Source organism: Nonomuraea aridisoli, from assembly GCF_003236395.1.
Lineage (GTDB): Bacteria > Actinomycetota > Actinomycetes > Streptosporangiales > Streptosporangiaceae > Nonomuraea > Nonomuraea aridisoli.
Map to the genome: position 1 here is coordinate 1 of NZ_POUD01000155.1, position 21,449 is coordinate 21,449.

A 21,449-nucleotide genomic window follows, 5' to 3' on the forward strand; every position below is an offset into this window, starting at 1 on the left:
GAGGTGGTGGTCGGGCGGGTGCCGGGGGCGGTGACGGCGTTCGAGGAGGTGCAGGCCGTCGAGGTGTTGCCCGAGGTGGCCGGGTGTCTGGGGGTCGCGGCGACCGAGGCCGTCAGGGCGGTGGCTTCGACCAGCGCCGACGTGGCTCACCGTCTGCACCTGATCGCCCTCCGGCTGGACGCGTACGGCAGGCCGCGTGACGCCCTGGTCCCCGCAGCCGAGGCGGTGGCGCGCCTGCGGGGCCTCGCGGACGCGGAGCCCGGGCTGCGGACCATGCTGGCCTCGGCCGCCGCCACCCTGGCCGGCGTCCACGCCCGCCTGGACGACCTGGACGCCGCCGCCAGGTCCGCCGCCGAGTGCGTACGGAACCTGCGGGCCCTGGTCACGCTTGAGCCGGCCGGGCACCGCCCCGCCCTCGCCGCCCGGCTCCTCGACCTCGGCGAGCTGCTGCTGGCCGACGACCGTCCCGAGGAGGCGCTGGCCCCGCTGCAGGAGGCCATGACGGTGACCGCCGAGGGCGGCACGGCGCGGGCCAGGCGCCTGCTCGGCCTCTGCCTGGACGAGCTGGGCCGTACCGCCGACGCCCGCGTCCAGCTGGAGATCGCGGCCGAGCTGTACGACGTGCCGGGCGCGGACGGGCGCGGGCAGGCGGACTCGGCGGAGGCACGGGCGAGGCTGAGCCGCATGGAGCCGGCCGAGCCGGAGACCGGCGAGCCGTGGTTGCCCGGCCTGACCGTCACCCCGCCCCAGGAGGCGGTGGCCAGGGCGGAGGAACGGCTGGCGGAGTGCAGGAGGGCCGTCGAGGACGCCGGCGCGCCGGGCCCCGAGCTGGTCGACGCGTACCTGTCGGCGCAGGCCATGCTCGCCACCGCCTGGTCGGACGCGGGCCGGGCCGGTGACGGGCTCGCGCTCGCCACGCAGGCGGCCGAACTGCTCCAGCGGCACGCCGCGCCCGGCCCGCCGCACGCGCTCGCCGTGGGCATGGTCGCCGCCGCGCTGGGCCGGGCGCTCGTGGGGCTCGGCCGCCACAAGGAGGCCGTCCCGCACCTGCTCACCGCCATCGAGTCGTACGAGCCGCAGGCGGAGCTGAGCGTCGCCTTCCGTACGGAGCTGGCCCATCTGCTGACCCTGGAGACCGTGGCGCTGTCGCGCGCCGCCTGCCCGGCCGACGCGGAGGCCGCCGCGGACCGGCTGGTCGAGTTGTACGCGGGACTGGTGGCGGACGGCGCGGAGCCGCCGCAGGCGCTGGCCGGGGCGCTGCGGCTGCAGGCCGGGATCCGCTTCGCGCGGCAGGACGCCGAGGGCGCGCTCCTGTCGGTCACCCGCGCGCTCGACGCCGTGCCGTCGCCTCCGGGGAACGACGACGCGCGGCTGCTCACCGCGGCCTGCCTGGAGCTGGGCGGGTTGTGCCTGGCGGAGCTGGGTGAGGCGGAGGCCGCCGGGGATCGGCTGGCCAGGGGAACCGCGCTCATGGCGCGGGTCGGCACCGTGCCCGGTGATCTCGTCGGCGTGCACCTGCTGGCGCTGGTGCGGCTGGCCAGGCTGCGCGCGCGGGAGGAGGGACCGGCTGCCGGGGCCGCCCTGTACGCCCGGATCCTCGACCTGCGTCCCCTGCCCGGGGCCGACGTGCTCGGCGCACTCGTCGACGAGCTGTCCGTTCTCGTGGCGGAGATGACGGGGACGGCGGGGCTGGCGGGCCCGCTCGCCGCGTTCGCCGAGGCGCTGGAACGGGAGGTGCCGACGGGCGGCGCGCCGGAGCTGCACGCCCGGTACGCCCGCTGCCTGGCCGCGTTCGGCGCGGCGGCGGCGCGCGACGGGGACGACGAGGGGGCCGTCCTGGGGGCGGAGCTGGCCGTGCGCGTGTACCGAGGGCTGGCCGTGGTCTCCGGCGCGTACCGCGAGCCGCTCGGAGTGGCGCTGGCGGAGCTGGCGGCGGCGTACGCGCGGTCGGGGCGGGTGGAGCTCGCCGTCCTGGAGCAGGCCGTCGACCTCCTCGGGGACCGGCCGGACCGTACGTTCGCCGAGACCCTGCTCCGGTACGCCGCCGAGCTGCTCGAACGCGGCCGGGCCGTCGAGGCGCTGGCGCACTGCGAACGGGCCGCCGACCTGTGCGACGAACTGGACGAGCCGCCGGTGGCCGCCGCCGTGTACGCCCAGCTCGGCGCGACGCTGGCGGCCCTGGACCGCCCGCAGGCCGCCCTGGAGGCGATCTCCTGGTCCCTGGCCGAACTGGACCGCGCCGACCACGACGGGCCAAGGACGCAGCAGGACCGGACGGAGCGGGCGCGGGTGCGGGCGCGGGCCGTCCAGGTGCGTGGGACGGTGTTGCGGGCGTTCGACCGGGAGCAGGCGGCGATGGCGCACCTGGTGGAGGCGCTGCGATTGTTCACCGCGCTGCCCGACCCGCAGGCCGCCGCGGAGACCGCCGCGATGATCGCCGACGACCTCCTCGCCGCCGGCCGCGCCCGGGAGGCCGCCGAGTACGCCGAGATCGCCGCGACCGGCCACCGCCCCGGCACCGTCAAGCACGCCCTGGCCACCCAGCGGCTGGTGCGCTGCCACATGATGCTGGGCTCGCTCATCCAGGCGAACGCCCTGGTGGAGAACCTCATCCGGACGGCCAGGCGGGCCCCGGACGACCTGACGTACCGGGCGGTCCTGGCCGATTCGCTGGCGCAGAGCTCGGAGCTGCTGCCGCTGCTGCGGCTGGACGGCGCCGTGGAGGCCGAGGCCCGCGCGCGCGAGGCCATCGCGATCTACGACGAGCTGATCGCCGCCGGCACGGACGCGCAGGCCCTGCACACGGGCCGGGCGGGCGCGTGCCTCACGCTGGCCTCGGCGCTGCGGATGCGCGACCTCGCGGCGGAGGCGATCAACCCGCTGCGGGAGGCGGTGGCGGAGCTGGAACGCTTCTCCCCCGGCGACCCGATGCAGGGCGGCCTGCTGTCGCGGGCGATGCTCATGCTGGGCGACGCCCTCATGGAGGCGGAGCGGCCGCTGGAGGCGGGGCTCGTCTTCCACCGGGCCACCCAGGTGACGCGGGACGCGCCGGCCAGGGCCGTCGCGCACGCCAGGCTCGGCTTCTGCCAGCTCGACCTGGGCCGGGACGACGCCGCCGACGCCGCCCTGCGCGTCGCCGCCGAGCTGCTGCGCGGCGTGCCCGCGGCCCGGCAGGACGGCGACCTGCTCCGCGACGTCCTTCGCGGCCGGTTCAGTCTGCTGGAGAAGGCCGGCCGCGACCAGGAGGCCCGCGCCGTCGAGGCCGAACTCCTCCGCCTCGGCGTCACCCCCTGACCGCGCGTCAGTCCCGCGGCCCGTTCAGCGTCGTCGAGGCCACGTACTTGGTGACCCGGTCGAGCGCCTCGGTGAACGGGTTCGGCGCCTGGCGCGGCCAGTAGGCGGCGAACCGCTCGTACGTCGTGCGCCCGGCGAGCAGCGACCAGGCGCTCGACATGCTCGCCCCCATCACCTCCTGCATCAGGGGGTCCTGGCCCGCCGCCGCCCAGCCGCCGTGCGGGAAGCCGTCGCGCGGGTCCTCCTCGGGGTGCCCGGGGGCCTGCATGACGCCGTCCAGCGTGAGGTGTTCGATCACCACGACCTTGCCCATGTCCGTCTCCTTCGTGTCGGGTCACCCCCTACACGAAGGGCGGCTCGTCAGATCGACACACCTCCAGCGGCGGATGCGACGATTTCGCGGGCCCAGCGGTAGTCGGCCTTGCCGGCCGGTGACCGCACCATCTCGGCGACGAACGCGTACGTACGGGGCACCTTGTAGCCGGACAGCCGCGTCCGGCAGTGCGCGTCCAGCTCGGCGGCGGTGACGTCGGCGCCGGGGCGCGGCTCCACCACGGCGGCCACCCTGCTGCCCCACCGCTCGTCCGGCACCCCGGTCACCACGGCGTCGAACACCGCCGGATGCCCCTTGAGCACCGCCTCGACCTCCTCGGGGAACACCTTCTCGCCGCCGGTGTTGATGCACTGCGAGCCCCGGCCGAAGATGCTCACGGTGCCGTCGGCCTCGACGGTGGCCAGGTCGCCGGTGAGCAGCCAGCGGGTGCCCTGCTCGTCGGTGACGAACGTGCGGGCCGTCTTCTCCGGGTCGTTGTAGTAGCCGAACGCCACCCGTCCCGACCTGGCCAGCGTGCCGATCTGCCCGGAGCCGGGCTCGACCGGCCGCAGCCGCTCGTCCAGCACGGCCAGCTTGACGACGGAGTTCGGCTGGTAGCGCAGGCCCTTCTCCGGCGACGACCCGGCCACGCCGGAGGCGGTGTAGCCGGACTCGGTGGAGCCGAAGTTGTCGAGGATCATGACGTTCGGCAGCAGCTCCTGCAGCCGGTCGCGGACGGCGCCGGACAGGATGGCCCCCGTCGAGCCGACCGCGAACAACGACGAGACGTCGTACGAGCCGCGCGCCAGCTCCTCGGCCAGCGGCCTGGCCATGGCGTCGCCGGTGATGTTCAGGGTGGAGACGCGCTCGCGCTCGACCGCCCGCCACACCTCGGCGGCCTCGAACTTGCGCACGTACACCATGGCGGACCCCATCCACCACGCGATGAACGTGGCCATCTGCGCGGCCCCGTGCATGAGCGGCGGGGCGGCCATCATCACCATGGGGGTGGCCTTGACCGCCTCGTCGATCACCTCCTGCGGGGTTGCGCGCGGCTCGCCGTACGGGTTGCCGCCGCCGAAGCCCATGAACAGGTCCTCGACGTGCCACATCGCGCCCTTCGGCAGGCCGGTGGTGCCGCCGGTGTAGATGATGTACACGTCCTGGCCGGAGCGTGGCGGGAAGCCGCGGACGGGCTTGCCGCGTTCCAGGGCGGTCGCGTACGGCACCGCGGAGCCGATCGACGGCGGCCCGCCCACCGCGATCAAATGGTCGAGCAGCGGCGCCTCATCGGCCACCGCGGCCACCCTGGGCTCGAACTCCACGTCGTAGACCAGCGCCCGGATGTCGGAGTCGCGATAGAGGTAGGCCAGCTCCGCTTCGACGTAGCGGTAGTTGACGTTGATCGGCACGGCCCGGATCTTGAGGGTGGCGAGCAGGCCGGCGACGTACTCGACGCCGTTGTAGAGGTGCAGGCCGACGTGCTGGCCCGGCACGACGCCGAGGTCCCGCAGGCAGTGCGCCAGCCGGTTGGCCTCGGCGTCCAGTTCGGCGAACGTGCGGCGTTCCCCGCCGCAGACGACCGCCGTGCGCTCCCCGATCGTGTCCGCGAGCCCCTCGAACAGGTCAGCGTGGTTGAACTCCATCAGGGTCTCTCCCGTCCGACGATCCACATCGCGAAGAACTGGGCTCCGCCGCCGTAGGCGTGGCCGAGCGCCGTGCGGGCGCCGTCCACCTGGTGCTCGCCGGCCATGCCGCGCACCTGCAGCGCGGCCTCGGCGAACCTGATGAGGCCCGAGGCGCCGATCGGGTTGCTGGACAGCACGCCGCCCGAGGCGTTCCACGGGATGTCGCCGTCGAGCGCCGTGGCGCCCGACTCGGTGAGTTTCCAGCCCTCCCCTTCCGCCGCGAACCCCAGGTTCTCCAGCCACATCGGCTCGTACCAGGAGAACGGGACGTAGACCTCGGCGACGTCGATCTGCCGTCTCGGGTCGGTGATGCCGGCCTGGCGGTAGACGTCGGCGGCGCAGTCCTTGCCCGCCTGGGGGCTGACGGTGTCGCGGCCGGCGCGGAAGATGGGCTCGGAGCGCATGGCGGTGCCGTGCACCCAGGCGGGGGTGCCGGTGACGGCCGACTCGGCGGCGAGGATCATCGCGCAGGCGCCGTCGCTGCTCGGGCAGGTCTCCAGGTAGCGGATGGGCTCCCAGAGCATGGGCGTCGACTCGACCGTCTTCTGGTCGATGCCGGGGATCCTCAGGTGCGCGTACGGGTTCTTCAGCGCGTTCAGCCGGTCCTTGACGGCGACCAGTGTGCCGATGTGGCCGGGGGCGCCGGACCTGCGCATGTACTCGCGGATGTGCGGGGCGAAGTAGCCGCCCGCGCCGACCACGAGCGACGCGCTGAACGGTAGGTGGGTGGACAGCGCCCACGTGGCGTTCGACTCCGACTGCTTCTCGTACGCCACCACGAGCACCCGCTCGTGGACGCCCGCCTGGATGAGCGAGGCGCCGACCAGCGCGGTGGTGCCGCCGACGCTGCCGGCGGTGTGCACGCGCATCATCGGCTTGCCCGCCGCGCCGAGCGCGTCCGCGAGGTACGCCTCCGGCATCATCACGCCCTCGAACAGGTCGGGCGCCTTGCCGATGACCATGGCGTCGACGTCCTTGAACGTCAGCCCGGCGTCCTCCAGCGCCCGCAGCGCCGCCTCGCGCACCAGCCCGGCCATGGAGACGTCGCGCCGTTTGGTGGTGTAGTGCGTCTGCCCGACGCCGATGACCGCGCACCTGTTCATGGGGCCTCCACCACCGTGACGAGGTTGTGCTGCAGGCAGGGGCCGCCGGCGGCGTGGGCGACGGCGCGGCGGGCGGTGCCGTCGAGGACGCGGCGGGCGGCCTCGCCGATGCGGATGAGGCCGGTGGCCATGACGGGGTTGGCGGCCAGCGGCCCGCCGGAGGGGTTGATCGCGGTCTCCTCGCCGAGGCCGAGGGCGCGGCGCAGGATGATCTCCTCGTGCGGGAACTGCGCGTGCAGCTCGGCGACCTCGACGGGGCCCTTGCCGACCCCCGCGGCTCGTGCGGCATCGGCCGCGGAGGCCGACAAGGCGAGGTTCCGCATACCCAGGTAGTGGGGTTCCATGCGATGTGCGATGCCGGTGATGTACGCGGGGTTCGCGATGAGGCGTCCGGCCAGGTCGCCGGCGGCGAGCACGATCGCGGCGGCGCCGTCCGTGATGGGCGGGACGTCCGTCTTCTTCAGTGGCCGTACGGCGTGGCCCTCGGCGCCGTCGGGGTCGGGCAGGTCCAGCGCGTACGGGTTGCCGCGGCCGTCGGCGCGGCTGCGCCGGACGATCTCGTCGAGCTCCTTGCGTTCCGCGCCGACCGCGGCGGCCTGGAGCGCGGCGTAGGAGAGCTGGTCGAGGCCGAGCGGCGCCAGGTAGTACGGGTCGAGCTGGAGCGTCATGATGGTGCGCAGGTCGCCGAGCGACGACTTGCCGAAGCCGTAGACGAGGGCGGTGTCGATGTCGCCGTGCTGGAGGCGCACCCACGCCTCGTACAGGGCCCAGGCGGCGTCCATCTCGACGTGGCTCTCGGAGATCGGCGGCCAGGCGGCGAGTGCGTCGAGCGCCGAGACGAACGAGAACGGCGCCCCGGCCAGGTAGTCGCAACTGCCGGAGCAGGTGAAGCCGAAGCGCCGCAGCCCCGTGCGCTCCTTGACCTCGTCGATGACGGGCCTGATCAGCTCGGGCTCGGTCAGGCCGGTGTCGCGGGAGGTGTGCCGGGTCTGCGCGAACGCGACGATCGCGACGTCTCTCATGACCGCTCCATGGGTGCGAACCAGCGGACGCTCGTCATGGACGCCGTCCGTTCCTCCGGCGGGGCCCAGACGGCCCTGACGCGCATGCCCTCGCGCACCTCGTGCGCGGGCACGCCGCCGACCAGGGCGATCATGGGGATGTCCGCGTCGTCGAGCAGGATGTACGCCGACACGAACGGCACCTGCGGGGCCCGCGGGTCGGGCAGGTTGTTGATGGCGAACGTGGTGATCGTGCCGGTGTCCGGCAGCTCGACCGGCTCGCCGATGACCGCGCCGCACTCGGGGCACGACATCCGGTACGGCACGTACACCTTGGCGCAGGAGGGGCAGCGTCCGCCGAGGAAGACGCCGCGGGCGACGCCCTCCAGGAAGACGCGGAGCGCGCCGCCGGCCTGGAGGCGGTATTCGGTGCGCACGGGCGCGACGATCTTCGTCACCTCAGGCACGAAATGGGAAATGTCGGTGATTCCACCGGTGGGGTGGTCATTCCACACCGGCCACACCCGTGTGCCCGGCGCGATGGCCTTGGGGTCTCCGGCGTCCACGGCGTGCAGCAGCGCCGTGTCGGCGCCGTCCAGCTCGATGAGCGCCCAGGCGAAGGGCCGGTCGAGGGGGTGGGCGTCGAGCGGCTCGTCCACCCAGGCGCAGGTGGTGACCGTGCCGGCCGGGCCGACCTCGACGTACTCGCCGGTGACCGGCTCGCCGGTCGCGGGGTCGTACTCCAAGGGCGGCACGAGCACGCGGCCCTCGGCCGTGCGCACCCCGACGACGCGGCGGGCGCGCAGCTCGCTGAGGAAGCGCCCGATCACCGGCCCCGTCGTCCGGGTGTAGCCGCCGGGGAACTCCAGGACGTGCCGGGCGACCAGCGGATCAGATGACACGGTCGCGTCCCTCCCAGTACGGGTCGCGGAGCTTGCGTTTGAGCAGCTTGCCGTTGGGCTCGCGGGGCATCTCGGCGATGAAGTCGATGCTCTTCGGCCACTTCATCCGGGCCAGCCGGCCCTCCAGCGAGGCCAGCAGCTCGGCGGCCAGCTCGGGGCCGGGCTCGGCGCCGGGCGCGGGCTCGACGACGGCCTTGATCTGCTCGCCCCACTCCTCGTCCGGGATGCCGAACACGGCCACGTCGGCCACCTTCGGGTGCACCATGAGCTCGTTCTCGATCTCGGCGGGGTAGATGTTCGCCCCGCCCGAGATGATCATGTCGGCCTTGCGGTCGCGCAGATAGAGGAAGCCGTCCTCGTCGAGGTAGCCGATGTCGCCGACGGTGAAGAAGTCCTTCAGGCGGTTGGCGGCGGTCTTGCCGGGGTCGCCCTTGTACTCGAAGCCGGCGCCGGTCATCTTCATGTAGATGGTGCCGGAGGCGCCGGGCGGGACGGGCTCGCCCGCGTCGTCCACGATGAGCAGCTCGCTGATGGGCCACGCCTTGCCGACCGTACCCAGGTGCGCCTTCCAGTCCTCGGGGGTGGCGATGGTGCCGCCGCCCTCGGTGGCCGCGTAGTACTCGTACACGCAGTCGCCCCACCAGTCGAGCATCGCCCGCTTGACGGGGACGGGGCAGGGCGCGGCGGCGTGGATCATCCAGCGCACCGAGGACAGGTCGTAGGCCGTCCGGGTCCGCTCCGGCAGGGCGAGCAGCCGCTTGAAGTGGGTCGGGACCATGTGGGAGTTGGTGATGCGGTGGCGCTCGCAGAGCCGGAGCATCTCCTCGGCGTCCCACTTGTCCATGTAGACGAGGGTGTGGCCCATGTGCAGGGCCGTGCCGCCGAACTGCGTCACCGCCGTGTGGTAGCTCGGGGACGTGACCAGGTGGGCGTTGGGACGGCCCGGCGTGATGCCGAACATCTGCAGCAGGAACGTCATGAGCTCGGCGTTGTCGTCCGGATCGAGCCCGTTGAGCGGCCTTCTGACGCCTTTGGGCTTGCCGGTGGTGCCGGAGGTGTAGTGCATGGTGGCGCCGGCCGTGCGGCCCTCGGGGGCGGTGTCCGGCCGGCCGGCGGTCAGCTCGTACGCCATCCGGAAGCCGTCCCCTTTGTCGTCCCCCTTGTCATCACCGAGGAGGAAGCGGCGGTGCGGCTCGACGGCCTCCGCGCCCCGGGCGCCCTCCCGGCGGAAGCGCGGGTGGACGAAGAACGCCTTGGCCTCGCTGTCGGCGACGATGTAGGCGATCTCGGGGCCGGTCAGGTGCCAGTTGACGGGCGTGTAGTACCAGCCGGCCTGCAGCGCCGCCAGGTAGAGGACGAGGCCGTCGGCGCCGTTCGGGACCAGGCCGCAGAAGCCGTCGCCGGGCTCCAGCCCGAGCGCCCGCAGCCCGTGCACGAGCCGGTTCGCCCTGGCCAGCAGCTCCCCCGCCCTGTGCTCGGTGCCGTCGGGATCGATGGCCGCGACCCAGTCAGGATCCGCCTGCGCCAGCCTCCAGAAACCCTGTTTCATGGCCTCACTCCGTTCGGCGGCTCGATCGCCTTCAATGCCGTCGCCTTCCCCCGCTCCGGTCGCTGCGCTCCCTCCACTCCTCCAGGCAACGGCAGCTCCCTCGCAGTTTCATGGCCTCACTCCGTTCGGCGGCTCGATCGCCTTCAATGCCGTCGCCTTCCCCCGCTCCGGTCGCTGCGCTCCCTCCACTCCTCCAGGCAACGGCAGCTCCCTCGCAGTTTCATGGCCTCACTCCGTTCGGCGGCTCGATCGCCTTCAATGCCGTCGCCTTCCCCCGCTCCGGTCGCTGCGCTCCCTCCACTCCTCCAGGCAACGGCAGCTCCCTCGCAGTTTCATGGCCTCACTCCGTTCGGCGGCTCGATCGCCTTCAATGCCGTCGCCTTCCCCCGCTCCGGTCGCTGCGCTCCCTCCACTCCTCCAGGCAACGGCAGCTCCCTCGCAGTTTCATGGCCTCACTCCGTTCGGCGGCTCGATCGCCTTCAATGCCGTCGCGACGCGGCACCGCAAAACAGGAACCTGTTCTTATTTGCTGGTCGGAGCGTATCCTTGGCCCAAGGCTGTAGCAAGCGCTTGATTTTCCCGTTCGGAGGCGTCCGTGGAGCTTCTGCCGATCAGCACCCCCCACTGCCGGATCGAACGCGACGGCCACGTCCTCACCGTCACCATGAACCGGCCGGAGGCCCGCAACGCGCTCTCGGCGGACATGCTGGTCGGCATGGCGTCGGCGTGGGCGTACGCGTCGGCGGAGCCCGGCATCCGGGTCGCGATCCTGACCGGGGCGGAGGGCACGTTCTGCTCGGGCGCCGACCTCAAGGCCATGGGGCGGCCGTCGTCCGACCCCGAGGTGCAGGCCCGCGCCGCCCGCATCCCCAACTACCACTGGAAGGGCCTGCTCCGCGAGGACCTGCCGGCCAAGCCGGTCATCTGCGCGGTCGAGGGGTACGCGGTCGCCGGCGGCACCGAGCTGCTCGTGGGCACGGACCTGCGGATCGTGGCGGAGTCGGCGACGCTCGGGCTGTTCGAGGCCAAGCGGGCGCTGTTCCCCATGGGCGGCAGCGCCGTACGGCTGCCGCGCCAGATCCCGTACTGCCACGCCATGGACCTCCTGCTCACCGGCCGCGCGGTCACCGCGGCCGAGGCGCTGTCGATGGGCCTGGTCAACCGGGTCGTCCCGGACGGCCAGGCACTGGCCACGGCCCGCGAACTGGCCGAGGACGTGGCCGCGTCCGGCCCGCTGGCCGTCCAGGCGATCCTGCGGACGTACCGGGACACGCAGGGCATGCCGGAACCGGAGGCCCTGAAGGTCTCCGACGAGCTGGGCTGGCCTGTGATCGGCTCGGAAGACGCCAAGGAGGGCACCCTCGCCTTCCGCGAGAAGCGCCCCCCTGTCTACCGGGGACGCTGAGGTCAGTCGGAGGTGAGGCGGTCGAGGCGTTCGAGGGTCTCGGCGTACTCCTCGACGAGGCTGAACATCACGTCCTTGGTCGAGCGGACCTGGTTCGTGATGCCGATGATCTGCCCGGCGGGGAACGTGGCCAGTTCGGCGGCGTCGGAGCGGCCGATGCGGCGCAGCGCGTCCGAGACCAGCATGAACTGCAGCGGCATCGGCAGCGTGCCCGGCGACTCCTCCGACTCCCAGGCGTCGGTCCACTCGTTCTTGAGCAGCCGCGCCGGCTTGCCGGTCCAGCTGCGCGAGCGCACGGTGTCGCGCGAGGTGGCCGCCAGGATGCGGCGTCTGGCCATCTCCGGGGTGTCGGCCTCCTCGACGGTGAGCCACAGGGAGCCGGTCCACACGCCCTCGGCGCCGAGGGCCATCCCGGCGGCCATCTGGCGGCCGTTGCCGATGCCGCCGGCGGCCAGCACGGGCACGTCCACGGCGTCCACGACCTGCGGAATGAGCACCATCGTGGAGATCTCACCGGTGTGACCGCCGGCCTCGGTGCCCTGGGCGACGACGACGTCCACGCCGACCTCGACCTGCTTGAGCGCGTGGCGCGGGGTCGAGGCGAGGGCGGCGACCTTGACGCCGCGGTCGTGGGAGAGCTTGACGATGTCGGCGGGCGGCGGGCCGAGCGCGTTGGCGAGCAGCGCGATGGGGTGGCGCAGCGCGACCTCCACCTGCGGGCGGGCGGTGGCGTCGGTCCAGCCGAGCAGGACCCGCCCGGGGTCGGCGTCCGCGGACAGGGCGGGCACGCCGTGCCTGGCCAGGAGCTTCTCGACGAACGCGCGGTGGCCGTCCGGGATCATCGTCTGGAGGCGGCCGACCAGCTCGTCGGGGGCGAAGTCGGCGCCCTCGTACGACGCCGGCATGACCACGTCGACGCCGTACGGCTTGCCGTCGACGTGGTCGTCGATCCAGGCGAGCTCGGTCTCGAGCTCGTCAGGAGTGAAGTAGAGCGCCCCGAGCACCCCCATGCCGCCCGCCTTGCTGACGGCGACGACCACGTCCCTGCAGTGACTGAACGCGAAGATCGGGAGCTCGATGCCGAACATGTCCGTGACGCGTGTCCGCATGGCCCGACGATACGTCCGGCGGACGACGAACTGCAACGTGTTCTACATATGAATCTTCGCCCGACCCAGCAGAGGGGCGCCAGACGATAACCCGTTCCAGCGACTCTGGGTGAGCACGGTCAGCGGGGGCGGCGGGAGAGCACGGCGCCCGTCGCCAGGAGGATGACGCCGATGGCCAGCAGGACCAGGGGGATGATGTTGTGCAGGAGGTCGACCTGGGTCTTGGCGTTCTCGGCGTTCTCCACGAGCTTCGCCACCGTGTCCTCGGTCATCTTCGCGTCCGCGACGAAGGCCGGCGAGCGCTCGACGCCGTCCTCGGTCTTCATCACCTCGTTCCGCCGCACCTCCTGCCGGACCGGCGACCCCGTGACCGGCTCCACCCAGAACGTGGTCGTGCTGTCGTACCAGTGCTCGACCCGCACGTCGCCCTTGCCGCTCATGCCGATCGCGCTCTTCGGCGGCGTGCTCGTCCTGGTCATGGTCGGCGGGACGGTCTGCTCGAAGACGTAGACGGGCAGGCCGTTGACGGTGTCCTCGCGCACGAAGCGCGCGTCATACGCCTTCTGCGCCACCGGGTTGAACACCTGGTACGTCTTCTTCTGCACGTCGAAGGGGAACTTGTAGATCTGTCCCTCCATCCGCACCGGCTCGTCCTCCACGCTGTTGCCGCAGCAGTCGACGGCCAGGCCGGTATAGCGGTCGAACGCGCTGCGCCGCTCGGTGAAGTCGACCTGCGACCGGTCGTTGGTGACGTCGTTGACCACCATGGCCTCGTCCCAGACCACCCGGTCGCCGTCCGCCTCCTTCACGTCGCCGCGCGTGGTGACGACGATGTCGAGGTCGCCGGTGAGCACCTTCAGGTCCTGCACCGAGAAGTAGCGAGCGCCCTCGGCCTCCAGCCGCGAGATGAGGAAGTGGTTGGCCGGAGCGTAGGTGAGCTGGTCGGCGGCCCAGAACTTGAGCAGTGGCGCCAGTGTGACGAAGAAAGCCCCGAACCCGATGAGGACGAGCGTGGAGATGCGACCCATCGAGGCCTCCGGATTCATCATCGTCTAGGGGATCAACGGCAACAAAGTATGACAGAGCGTGACACGGTCATCTGCGGGCAAAGCACCCCGGCGCAACCGATAGAAACAAGTTCTATCGTGGGTTGACCGAGCTCAGGAAATCGGGAGGGCAGGAGCTTCGATGAAGGGCAGGGACGCCGCACTCGACGGCCTGCGCGCGGTCGCCGCGCTCGGCGTCTGGCTGCTGCACGTCGGCAGCAACACCGGCGTGATGTACCGCGACGGCATGCTCGCCTGGATGATGAGCCGCCTCGGCATCGCCGTACCCATCTTCTTCCTCCTGTCGGGCCTGCTGCTCTACCGCCCGTGGGCGCGGGCGGTGATCGAGGATACGCCACGCCCGAGACCGCTGCGTTACCTGTGGCGACGGGTGCTGCGGGTCATGCCGGTCTACTGGCTGGTGACCGCCCTGGCGCTGTGGGCGTGGAGCTCGTTCGACTGGACGGGCTGGCTGAAGTGGATGTTGCTCGTCCAGAACTACTTCCCGGCCGACCCGACCCCTGACGGCCTGTACCAGATGTGGACGCTGCCCGTCGAGATGTCCTTCTACGTGCTGCTGCCGCCGCTGGCCTGGCTCCTGCACCGGTGGGCGCGCCGCGGCGGCCGGCCGGTCCGGCCGGTCCGGCTGCTCGCGGGCATCGCGGTGCTGCCGGTGGTCTCGGTGGTCACCGTCGTCGTGGCGCGCGTGCACGACCTGCCGCAGCTCGGGCTGCTGCTGCCGTACCACCTGGTGTTCTTCGCCGGTGGCATGGCGCTGGCGGTGCTGTCGGTGTGGATCGGGCACAGCCGGGTGGTCGACTCGCTGGCCCCGCAACTGCTGGTGCTGGCCGCCCTGCTGTACGCGCTGCTGAGCACCGGGCTGGCCGGGCCGCGTACGCTCGACCTGCCCTCGCTGGAGGAGTCGCTGTGGCGGCTCAGCCTGGAGACGGCCGTGGCGGTGCTGGTGGTGGCGCCGTTCGCGCTGGCCTCCCGGCCGGACGCGCTGCGCACCCGCGTGCTCGGCAACCCGGTGACCGCCTACTTCGGGCGCATCTCCTACGGCTTCTTCCTGTGGCACGCGCCGGTGATCACGCTGCAGCTCAAGCTCACCGGCGCGCAGCCGTTCGGCGGCGACTTCGCCAGTGTGGCGGTGGTGTCCTTCGTCGTCACGACGCTGCTGAGCGTCGCGAGCCACCACCTGATCGAGGCGCCGGCGCTGCGGCTCAGCCGGCACGGGTCAGCACCCGTTCGGCCGTCGAAGGCTCCTGATCCGGCGCCGGCGGCTTCCGTCCGGTGACGAGCTGACCGATCAGCACGCCCACGGCGGCGACCGCGGCGAGCTGCGGCCCCTGGTCCATGAGCGCCTCTACCTCGATCCCGCGCTCGCGCAGCATCAGGCCCGCCGCCAGCGCCAGCGTCGCGAGCCCGAAGAAGCCCGCCGCCGCCCGGTGCGCGGGCAGCCCCCGGGCGCGCTGCAGCAGCGTCACGACGACCGCGGCGAGCATCGCGGCCATGCCCGGCCAGCTCGCCACCCACCAGCCGAACGCCAGCGCCAGCAGCACCGCGTACGGCGCCCGCAGCCGCGACAGCCGCGCGGCCCTGGCCGCGGCGGTCTCCCGCACGTGCTCGGGACGCGGCCCGCGCAACACGAGCCCGATGAGCGCGAGCAGCACGATCCCGGCCAGCCCCACCGTGATCGCGAGCCCGTAGAGACGGTCGGGCACGTACTCCAGCCGGACGGTCCCCGAGGTGCCGGCGGGCAGCTCCCAGCCCTGCTTCCAGCCGTCGATCCGCACGGGGGTGAGCGTCCGGCCGTCGATCCGGGCCTGCCAGCCGTCGTTGAGGTTCTCGTTGACGACGAGGAAGGCGTCCTGCGGCGCGCTGACCCGCACCTCGCGCACGGACGGCGTCCAGGAGCCCGGCGCGGCCGTCCCCTGCTCGCCTTCCGCCCGCGCGGGCAGCGTGCCGACGGCGAGCGCGTCGATCGTGTACGCGTCCCAGCCCGCCAGCCGCACCCGGTTGTCGCCCGCCGCGAGCTCGGCCTTCGCGCATCCGGTGATCTCGACCGGCCGCTGCTCCAGCAGGTCGGCGTGGGTGCCGGTGACCCGGGTGGGGATCGTGCGGCCGTTCACCTCGAGGTTCGGGCCGAGCCCGCAGCGCAGCCGGAGCGGGACGTCCGCGGGCCGGCCCACCGGCTGCACGCCGGGCACCACCAGCTCGCTCACCTGCAGCCGCTTGGCGAACGGCAGGAACCGCAGCGTGAGCCTGGTGGTCGTGAGCGGCTCGAACGTCAGGTAGCCGCGCGCGTCCACCCGCCCGGCCCGCGCCTCGTCGCCGTCGCCGGTCACGATCACGTCGAGCGGCTGCACGTCGCTGGCCGGCCGCTGGATCTGGATGCGGGAGACCGTCCGCTCGGCCTTCCAGGCGAGGGTGAGCGTGGGCTCGGCGTCCTTGCCGTCGGGGACCCAGGTGGTGCTGCCGTCCGCGTCGAACGCCGAGCGGGGCGAGACCACCGCGTCGTCGGTGAGCTGGGACGAGCCGGTCACGGTGGTCAGGTCCGCACGCACGCGGGTGAACCGGTCGATCAGCTCGGGATCCCGCAGAACGGCCGTTCCCCGCACGTTCACGCTCGCGGCGGACTCCGCGCGGAAGGTCCGGTCGAACCCGGTCTCCTCCCCCTTCGCGGCCAGTCCCGCCTCGTTGCACACCCACCGGTTCGGGGTGCGCATGCAGGCGGGCTTGCCGTCGGCGCCGCTGTCCATGACGTACACGTCGCCGCCCTGGCCGGGCAGCCGGATCGTGCGCTCGGGCACGACGCCGGGGATCGACAGCTCGACCACGCCGACCCGCTGCCCGTAGCTCCACCGCGGCGACCTCGTCCCGGCGACCTCGATCCGCAGCCACGTCGTGGGGCCGTCCGGCACGCGCAGCCGCTGCGCGCCGGTGGTGCTCGCGACGTCCTGCACCAGGCTCCCCGCCTCGGTCTCCACGGCCACCCGGCCGACGGACTGGCCGAGCCGCAGGTCGGAGGCGAACATGACGTCCACATACGGGAGCCGCGTGGGCTTCGGCAGGTCCACGCGCAGCCACTGGCCGTCGGGGCGCTGGGAGCCGTCGCTCTCCCAGGCGGTGGCGGTGTTGCCGTCCAGCGCGGCCCAGGCTCCGCCGCCGACGCTGCTGATCCCGGGGATCGCGTACGGGTCCGCGACCGACGACGACGCGCTGACGCCGGCGATCCCGTGGTACTCGGCGACCGCGGTCTGGTCGAGCCAGCCGTCCTCCAGCAGGTCCAGCTCCCGGACCCCGGAGAAGTCGGCCTTCCGGTCGGTCGTGAGCGTGGGCGACCGGTTCGACCGCAACTCGCCGAACGAGCGCTCGCGCAGCCGTAGCGCGTCGCTGACCACGGCGGGGGCGTCGCGTGTGCCCGCGTCGCCGTTCACGAGAACGGGGCCGTCGTCCAGGAGGCCGAGGTCGCCCATCGCGAGCAGCGAGTCGGGCCCGCCGCGCACGGCGAGTGCGTCGTCCGCGGCCGCCACGGAGACCAGCTCGGAGGCGCCTTCCACCTCGTAGAGGTCGAGCGCGGGGAAGGCCGGGTCGAGGGTGTTCACGGCGTCATCGCTCTGCCCGTCGCCCACCGGCTCCCCGAACGAGCGCACCTTCGTGATGCCGGGCGACTCGCGCAGCGCCTCGTAGATCCGCGACGGCCAGGCGCCCTGGAGGTTCTGCCGGATGAGGTCGTTCCTGACGAGCAGGTAGCGCACGCCCATCCGGCGCAGCACGGCGGTGACGCCCGGGGAGCCGTGGCCGGAGGTGAGCCGCTGGTCGATGGCGTCCAGCAGCCGGGACAGGCCGACCGAGCCCGGGGGCGTGATCTGCCGGGTGGTCCAGCGGGCGGTGGTCAGGGCCTGCAGGGGCTCGTCCAGGGGGCGGCCCCAGACGTACTCGCCGAACTTGGCGCCCGGCACCACCAGCACGCCCGCGTCCCCGGCGTTATCGTCCAGCCAGGCCGCCACCTGCCGCCAGTGGGACGGCACCTCGCGGAAGTCGCCCGGCGGGGCCAGGCCCTGGTTGACGACCGGCACGAGCAGCGCGGCGAAGGCGGCGACGGCGAGCGTGCGGACCGGGACGCGGACCCTGACGAGCAGGTGGGCCAGGCCGAAGGCGAGCGCGAGCCGCACGAGCGGGTCGAACTTGCGCAGGTTGCGCAGCGGCGCGAGCGGGCCGTCCAGCAGCCAGCGCACCGGCTCGGCCACGACCGGCTCCAGGGCGCTGATGTGCCCGGCGGCCATCGCGGCCACGCCCACCAGGAAGAGGGCCAGCACGAACCCCTTGGCGGGCAGGTCGCGGCGGGCCAGCCCGGCCAGGCCCAGCGCGGCGATGACGCCCGTGACCACGACCATCGTGGCGGACGTGGCGATGGCGAACCCCGGCGGCTGCTCCAGCACGCCGTTCAACGGCAGGAAGCGCACCCAGTCGGAGGCGCCGCGCAGCACGTTCGTGAGCGAGGTGACCGCCGTGGTGGTCCCGGCGGTCTCGGTGTACGGCAGGAAGGAGAAGGCGTACCGGCCGACCAGCAGCAGCGGCAGCGACCAGAACAGGGTGGCCACCGCGACGGCGGCCGACCACCAGCCGAGCATCCGCCAGCGCGGCACCGGCCAGGGCCGGGTCAGGATGTACAGGACGGGCGCGACCAGCACGGCCAGCACCGCGACCGCGTTGACGCCGCCGCACAACGCCACCGCGAGCGCCGACCTGACGGCCCCGCGCGCCCGCTGCCCGGTCTCCGAGGCTGTGAGCAGCGGGATGAGGATCCACGGCAACATCGCGGCGGGCAGCCACTCGATCGAGATCTCGCCGAGGATCGACAACGTCCGCGGGGCCAGCGCGTACGCCAGCGCGGCGACGACCCTGGTGCCGGGCGTGCCGACGCCGAGCTGCCGGGCCAGCCGCTCCACGCCGAGAAAGCCGACGCACATCAGCAGCGTCAGCCAGAGCCGCTGCGTCACCCACGGCGCGACGCCCGCGAGGTCGCCCAGCGCGAAGAACGGGCCCATCGGGAAGAGGTAGCCCGCGACCTGGTTCTGCAGCTGGCCGAAGTGTTGCAGGTCCCACAGGTGGGTGGCGCGCTCCAGCCAGCCCACCGGGTTGAGCGCCAGGTCCATCTTGGTGTCGGCGATGAGCTGGCCGGGCTTGGTGGTGAACGCCAGCAGCCCGAAGCCGAAGCAGCACAGCAGCAACCACAACCGCCGCCTGGCCTTCTCGCCCACGGGCCGGCCCCCGCCGGTGCGGCGACCGGCCACGAGCTTGTCGGTGGGCAGCAGGGACGGGCCGGTCACGGTTCCTCCCAGCCCGGACCGGGATCCAGGCCGCGCATGAGCGCGAGGAGGCGTTCGGCGCCGCGGTCCCAGGAGAACCGGCCCGCCCACTCCCGACATCTCACGCCATAAGTGTGGTCGAGGTCGTCGAGTGCGCCGGCGATGCCCTTGGCCAGGTCCGTCCCCTCGGCCAGCAGCCAGCCGGTCCGTCCGTGCCGTACGGCGTCGCGCAGCCCTTCCACGTCGTACGCCACCGTGGGGACGCCGAGGGCGGCGGCCTCCAGCACGCTCAGCCCCCAGCCCTCGCCCTGCGAGGCACTCACGTGCAGCCACGCCCGCGCGACGACGCGTGCCTTGTCCTCCTCCGGCAGGTAGCCGTGCAGCACCACGCCCTCGGGGAGCCTCGCCCGCAGCGCGTCCTCCTCCGGGCCCCGGCCGACGATGTCGACGACCAGGCCGGGGAAGCGGGCGCGCAGCTCGGGCACCGCGTCGAGCAGCAGGTGGACGCGTTTGTGGGCGACGAGCCGCCCGAGGCAGACGATCCGCGGCTCGGGACTCCGCGCGCTCCCGGCGGGCGTGGCGACGCTCACGCCGTTCGGCACGACGTGGATCGGCCCGCGCCAGCCGAGCCGCTCGCGCATGGCCCGCACCGTGGAGGGTGAGACCGCCACGCTCGGGCGCCGGCGGTAGCTCCACCGCGACACCGGCCCCTCCAGGAGCCGCCCGAACGCCGCCAGCCACCCCGGCAGGTGCAGCCCGAACTGCCGGTCGTGCACGTGGTGCACCACGCAGATCACCCGGGTGCGCCACGGCAGCACCCACGGGGTGAAGAACGGGATGCCGTTCTGGCAGTCGAGCACCGCGTCGAAGCGCCACCGGCGCGCCAGCAGCCACCCCAGCACCAGCGGATAGACGGTGAACACGCCGCCCATCCGGACGAAGCGCACACCTTCCACGACCTCGTGCCGCCGCTGGCCCGGAGCCCGCGCGGTGACGTACCGGACCTCGTGGCCGGCCCGCACGAAGCGGCGGGACAACTCCCAGGCGAAGGTCTCCGCGCCGCCGGCCTGCGGATGCCAGGGGTCACGCCAGTTGACGACCGCGATCCTCATGGGTATCCGACGGGGTCGAGCGGCGGCTCCCAGGCCGGACGGGCGGCGGGCCGCGGCCGCGCGCGCAGCCGCAGCCAGATCCGGCCCAGCTCCAGCACGATGCCGAACGTGTGCCGCGCCGGCGAGAAGCGCGAGCCCGGCATGTCGCGCCAGCGCACCGGGATCTCCCGCACCTCGAAGCCCCGCGCCCGGCAGCGCGCGAGCAGCTCGACGTCGAACGCGAAGCCGGGGGTGCGCAGCAGCGCGGCGACCTCGCGGGCCAGGGCGCCGTCGAAGAACTTGAAGCCGCACTGGGTGTCGCTCACCCCGGGCACGAGCGCCCCGGCCAGCGCGCGGAAGCCGTACGCGCCGAGCTCGCGGATCCGGCTGTGCCGGTTCTCCACATGGGAACGCCGGTGCGCCCGGGAGCCGATGACCACCCGCTCACCGGACAGCAGCAGCCCGAGCGCCAGGTCGATGCCTTCCAGGTCGGTGGCCATGTCGGCGTCGCAGAACCCGGCGAAGGGCGCGCTCGTGCGCAGCAGCCCGGCGCGCACGGCCGCGCCCTTGCCCGGGGTCGCGCAGCGCACCAGGCGTACGGGCACGCTGCCGCTCGGCCAGGTCGTGACGATCTCGGCCGTGCGGTCGGTGCTGTTGTTGTCGACGACGATGACGGCGGTGGGGAACGGCATGCGGGCGAGCTTCGCGCACAGCTGCAGGAGCCCCCCGGGAAGCCGGCGTTCCTCGTTGTGGGCGGGAACGACGATCTCAAGCAGTGGTGGCCGGCTCGCCCTCTCGTCCCCTGACGGAGAGGGTGGCATGGCGGCGTTCGGTTACCGGTCGCCGTAGTTGTAGAGCGGCTGGTTGACCGGGGTCGCGGTGGCGCCGCTGAGGGAGACGGTGGTGACCGTCACCACGAGGGCCGCCACGGCTGCGCCGGCGATCGCTGCTAAGAGGATCTTGACCAAGGGGGTTTCCTCCTGGAGCGGGCTCTGGGTGCTACTCGATAGTAACGGCACTGAATCCTAATAAGTCCGCTGATCAGGGTATCTATTGGGGCGAGTCGGCGCGGACCGGACCGCCGAATCGGTAGAGGCGGACCTCACGGGTGTCGACGACGAGCGTCGCGGCGCTCAGCCAGGCGGCGAACCGTCGTTGCTCCGCGGGCGTTCCCGCGTTGACGATCACGTAGCGGAATCCGGCGCCGGGGAGGTCGGGGGACGGGCTCCGGAGTACGCGTTCCACCGCCTGGGCGCGGGGGTCCTCGCTCTTGACGAGGATCTCGCCGACGCGTACGGCGTCGTTGGTGACGACGCGGCGGCCGGGGACGGCGAAGAAGCGCTGCGCGGGGTCGAGCACCGCCCGGTTTTCGTTCCACGGGAATTGCCGGTACGACTCGAACGGCAACACCAGCACGTCCCCGGGCTCCGGGTCGCGGCCGATCGCGTCGCGGACCGCCGTCCACCCCTCGGGATAGGCGACCGCTCCCAGCCGCCCGAGCGCGCCCCACGCCATCGTGGGCAACACCGCAAGAGGCACCAGGGCCAGCACCACGACCCACCCACGCCCTCTACCGCCGGTCAGTGGCTGAGGTCCTTTGGTGAGAAAAGAAAAAAGAACCCCCGCGCGGCTC

15 protein-coding genes and 1 pseudogene are annotated in these 21,449 nt (G+C 73.0%); 3 read left to right on the forward strand and 13 right to left on the reverse strand.

Annotated features, from left to right (window positions below; genetic code table 11):
• Positions 1-3,294 (forward strand): tetratricopeptide repeat protein (locus C1J01_RS50220; RefSeq protein ID WP_181449034.1); only part of this gene is annotated, 3,294 nt, incomplete at its 5' end.
• 7 nt (positions 3,295-3,301) lie between these two features.
• On the opposite strand, the gene C1J01_RS29900 is transcribed toward C1J01_RS50220, so the two are convergent.
• Genes C1J01_RS29900 through C1J01_RS29925 form a run of 6 tightly spaced genes read right to left on the reverse strand, consistent with a single transcriptional unit; the run spans position 3,302 to position 9,850 of the window.
• Positions 3,302-3,607, reverse strand: a complete 306-nt coding sequence (locus tag C1J01_RS29900) for a dihydrofolate reductase family protein (protein WP_111182316.1) — start codon at positions 3,605-3,607, stop codon at positions 3,302-3,304.
• A 47-nt stretch (positions 3,608-3,654) separates the two neighbouring features.
• Positions 3,655-5,253: an acyl-CoA synthetase gene (locus C1J01_RS29905; RefSeq protein WP_111182317.1), complete on the reverse strand. Its 1,599-nt coding sequence runs from the start codon at positions 5,251-5,253 to the stop codon at positions 3,655-3,657.
• Positions 5,253-6,398: a thiolase family protein gene (locus C1J01_RS29910; protein ID WP_111182318.1), complete on the reverse strand. Its 1,146-nt coding sequence runs from the start codon at positions 6,396-6,398 to the stop codon at positions 5,253-5,255. The genes C1J01_RS29905 and C1J01_RS29910 overlap by 1 nt, the downstream gene beginning before the upstream one ends.
• A complete protein-coding gene (locus tag C1J01_RS29915) occupies positions 6,395-7,420 on the reverse strand; it encodes a thiolase family protein (RefSeq protein ID WP_111182319.1) in 1,026 nt (341 codons plus the stop codon). The genes C1J01_RS29910 and C1J01_RS29915 overlap by 4 nt, the downstream gene beginning before the upstream one ends.
• Positions 7,417-8,301: a Zn-ribbon domain-containing OB-fold protein gene (locus tag C1J01_RS29920; RefSeq protein ID WP_235854760.1), complete on the reverse strand. Its 885-nt coding sequence runs from the start codon at positions 8,299-8,301 to the stop codon at positions 7,417-7,419. Before C1J01_RS29920 ends, C1J01_RS29915 begins: the two co-directional genes overlap by 4 nt.
• Positions 8,291-9,850, reverse strand: a complete 1,560-nt coding sequence (locus C1J01_RS29925) for an acyl-CoA synthetase (RefSeq protein ID WP_111182320.1) — start codon at positions 9,848-9,850, stop codon at positions 8,291-8,293. Before C1J01_RS29925 ends, C1J01_RS29920 begins: the two co-directional genes overlap by 11 nt.
• Before the next feature lie 595 nt (positions 9,851-10,445).
• On the opposite strand from C1J01_RS29925, the gene C1J01_RS29930 reads away from it, so the two are divergent.
• Positions 10,446-11,255 (forward strand): crotonase/enoyl-CoA hydratase family protein, encoded by an 810-nt coding sequence (locus C1J01_RS29930; RefSeq protein WP_111182321.1) that lies wholly within the window; start codon positions 10,446-10,448, stop codon positions 11,253-11,255.
• Positions 11,256-11,257: 2 nt separating this feature from the next.
• On the opposite strand, the gene C1J01_RS29935 is transcribed toward C1J01_RS29930, so the two are convergent.
• Both C1J01_RS29935 and pgfA read right to left on the reverse strand, forming a co-directional pair.
• Positions 11,258-12,364, reverse strand: a complete 1,107-nt coding sequence (locus C1J01_RS29935) for an NAD(P)H-dependent flavin oxidoreductase (RefSeq protein WP_111182322.1) — start codon at positions 12,362-12,364, stop codon at positions 11,258-11,260.
• 119 nt (positions 12,365-12,483) lie between these two features.
• Positions 12,484-13,392 carry a cell envelope lipid trafficking protein PgfA gene (gene pgfA / locus C1J01_RS29940; RefSeq protein ID WP_111182329.1) on the reverse strand — a complete coding sequence of 303 codons (909 nt, stop codon included), beginning with the start codon at positions 13,390-13,392 and terminating at the stop codon, positions 12,484-12,486.
• Between the two features lie 160 nt (positions 13,393-13,552).
• On the opposite strand from pgfA, the gene C1J01_RS29945 reads away from it, so the two are divergent.
• Complete coding sequence (locus C1J01_RS29945; protein ID WP_111182323.1) at positions 13,553-14,707, forward strand: acyltransferase family protein; 1,155 nt, start codon at positions 13,553-13,555, stop codon at positions 14,705-14,707.
• Here the strand turns inward: C1J01_RS29945 and C1J01_RS29950 are convergent.
• The 5 genes and pseudogenes from C1J01_RS29950 to C1J01_RS29965 all read right to left on the reverse strand — a co-directional run.
• Positions 14,634-18,746, reverse strand: coding sequence for an alpha-(1->3)-arabinofuranosyltransferase domain-containing protein (locus C1J01_RS29950; protein ID WP_181449035.1), 4,113 nt, complete (start codon positions 18,744-18,746; stop codon positions 14,634-14,636). The two genes, C1J01_RS29945 and C1J01_RS29950, sit on opposite strands and share 74 nt — an antisense overlap.
• A complete protein-coding gene (locus C1J01_RS29955; protein ID WP_111182325.1) occupies positions 18,743-19,837 on the reverse strand; it encodes a glycosyltransferase family 4 protein in 1,095 nt (364 codons plus the stop codon). The genes C1J01_RS29950 and C1J01_RS29955 overlap by 4 nt, the downstream gene beginning before the upstream one ends.
• Positions 19,834-20,637, reverse strand: coding sequence for a glycosyltransferase (locus C1J01_RS29960; RefSeq protein WP_111182326.1), 804 nt, complete (start codon positions 20,635-20,637; stop codon positions 19,834-19,836). The genes C1J01_RS29955 and C1J01_RS29960 overlap by 4 nt, the downstream gene beginning before the upstream one ends.
• Positions 20,638-20,649: 12 nt before the next feature.
• A complete protein-coding gene (locus C1J01_RS53220) occupies positions 20,650-20,784 on the reverse strand; it encodes a hypothetical protein (RefSeq protein WP_268958758.1) in 135 nt (44 codons plus the stop codon).
• 82 nt (positions 20,785-20,866) lie between these two features.
• Positions 20,867-21,449: pseudogene (locus C1J01_RS29965) on the reverse strand (hypothetical protein); the annotation flags it as partial.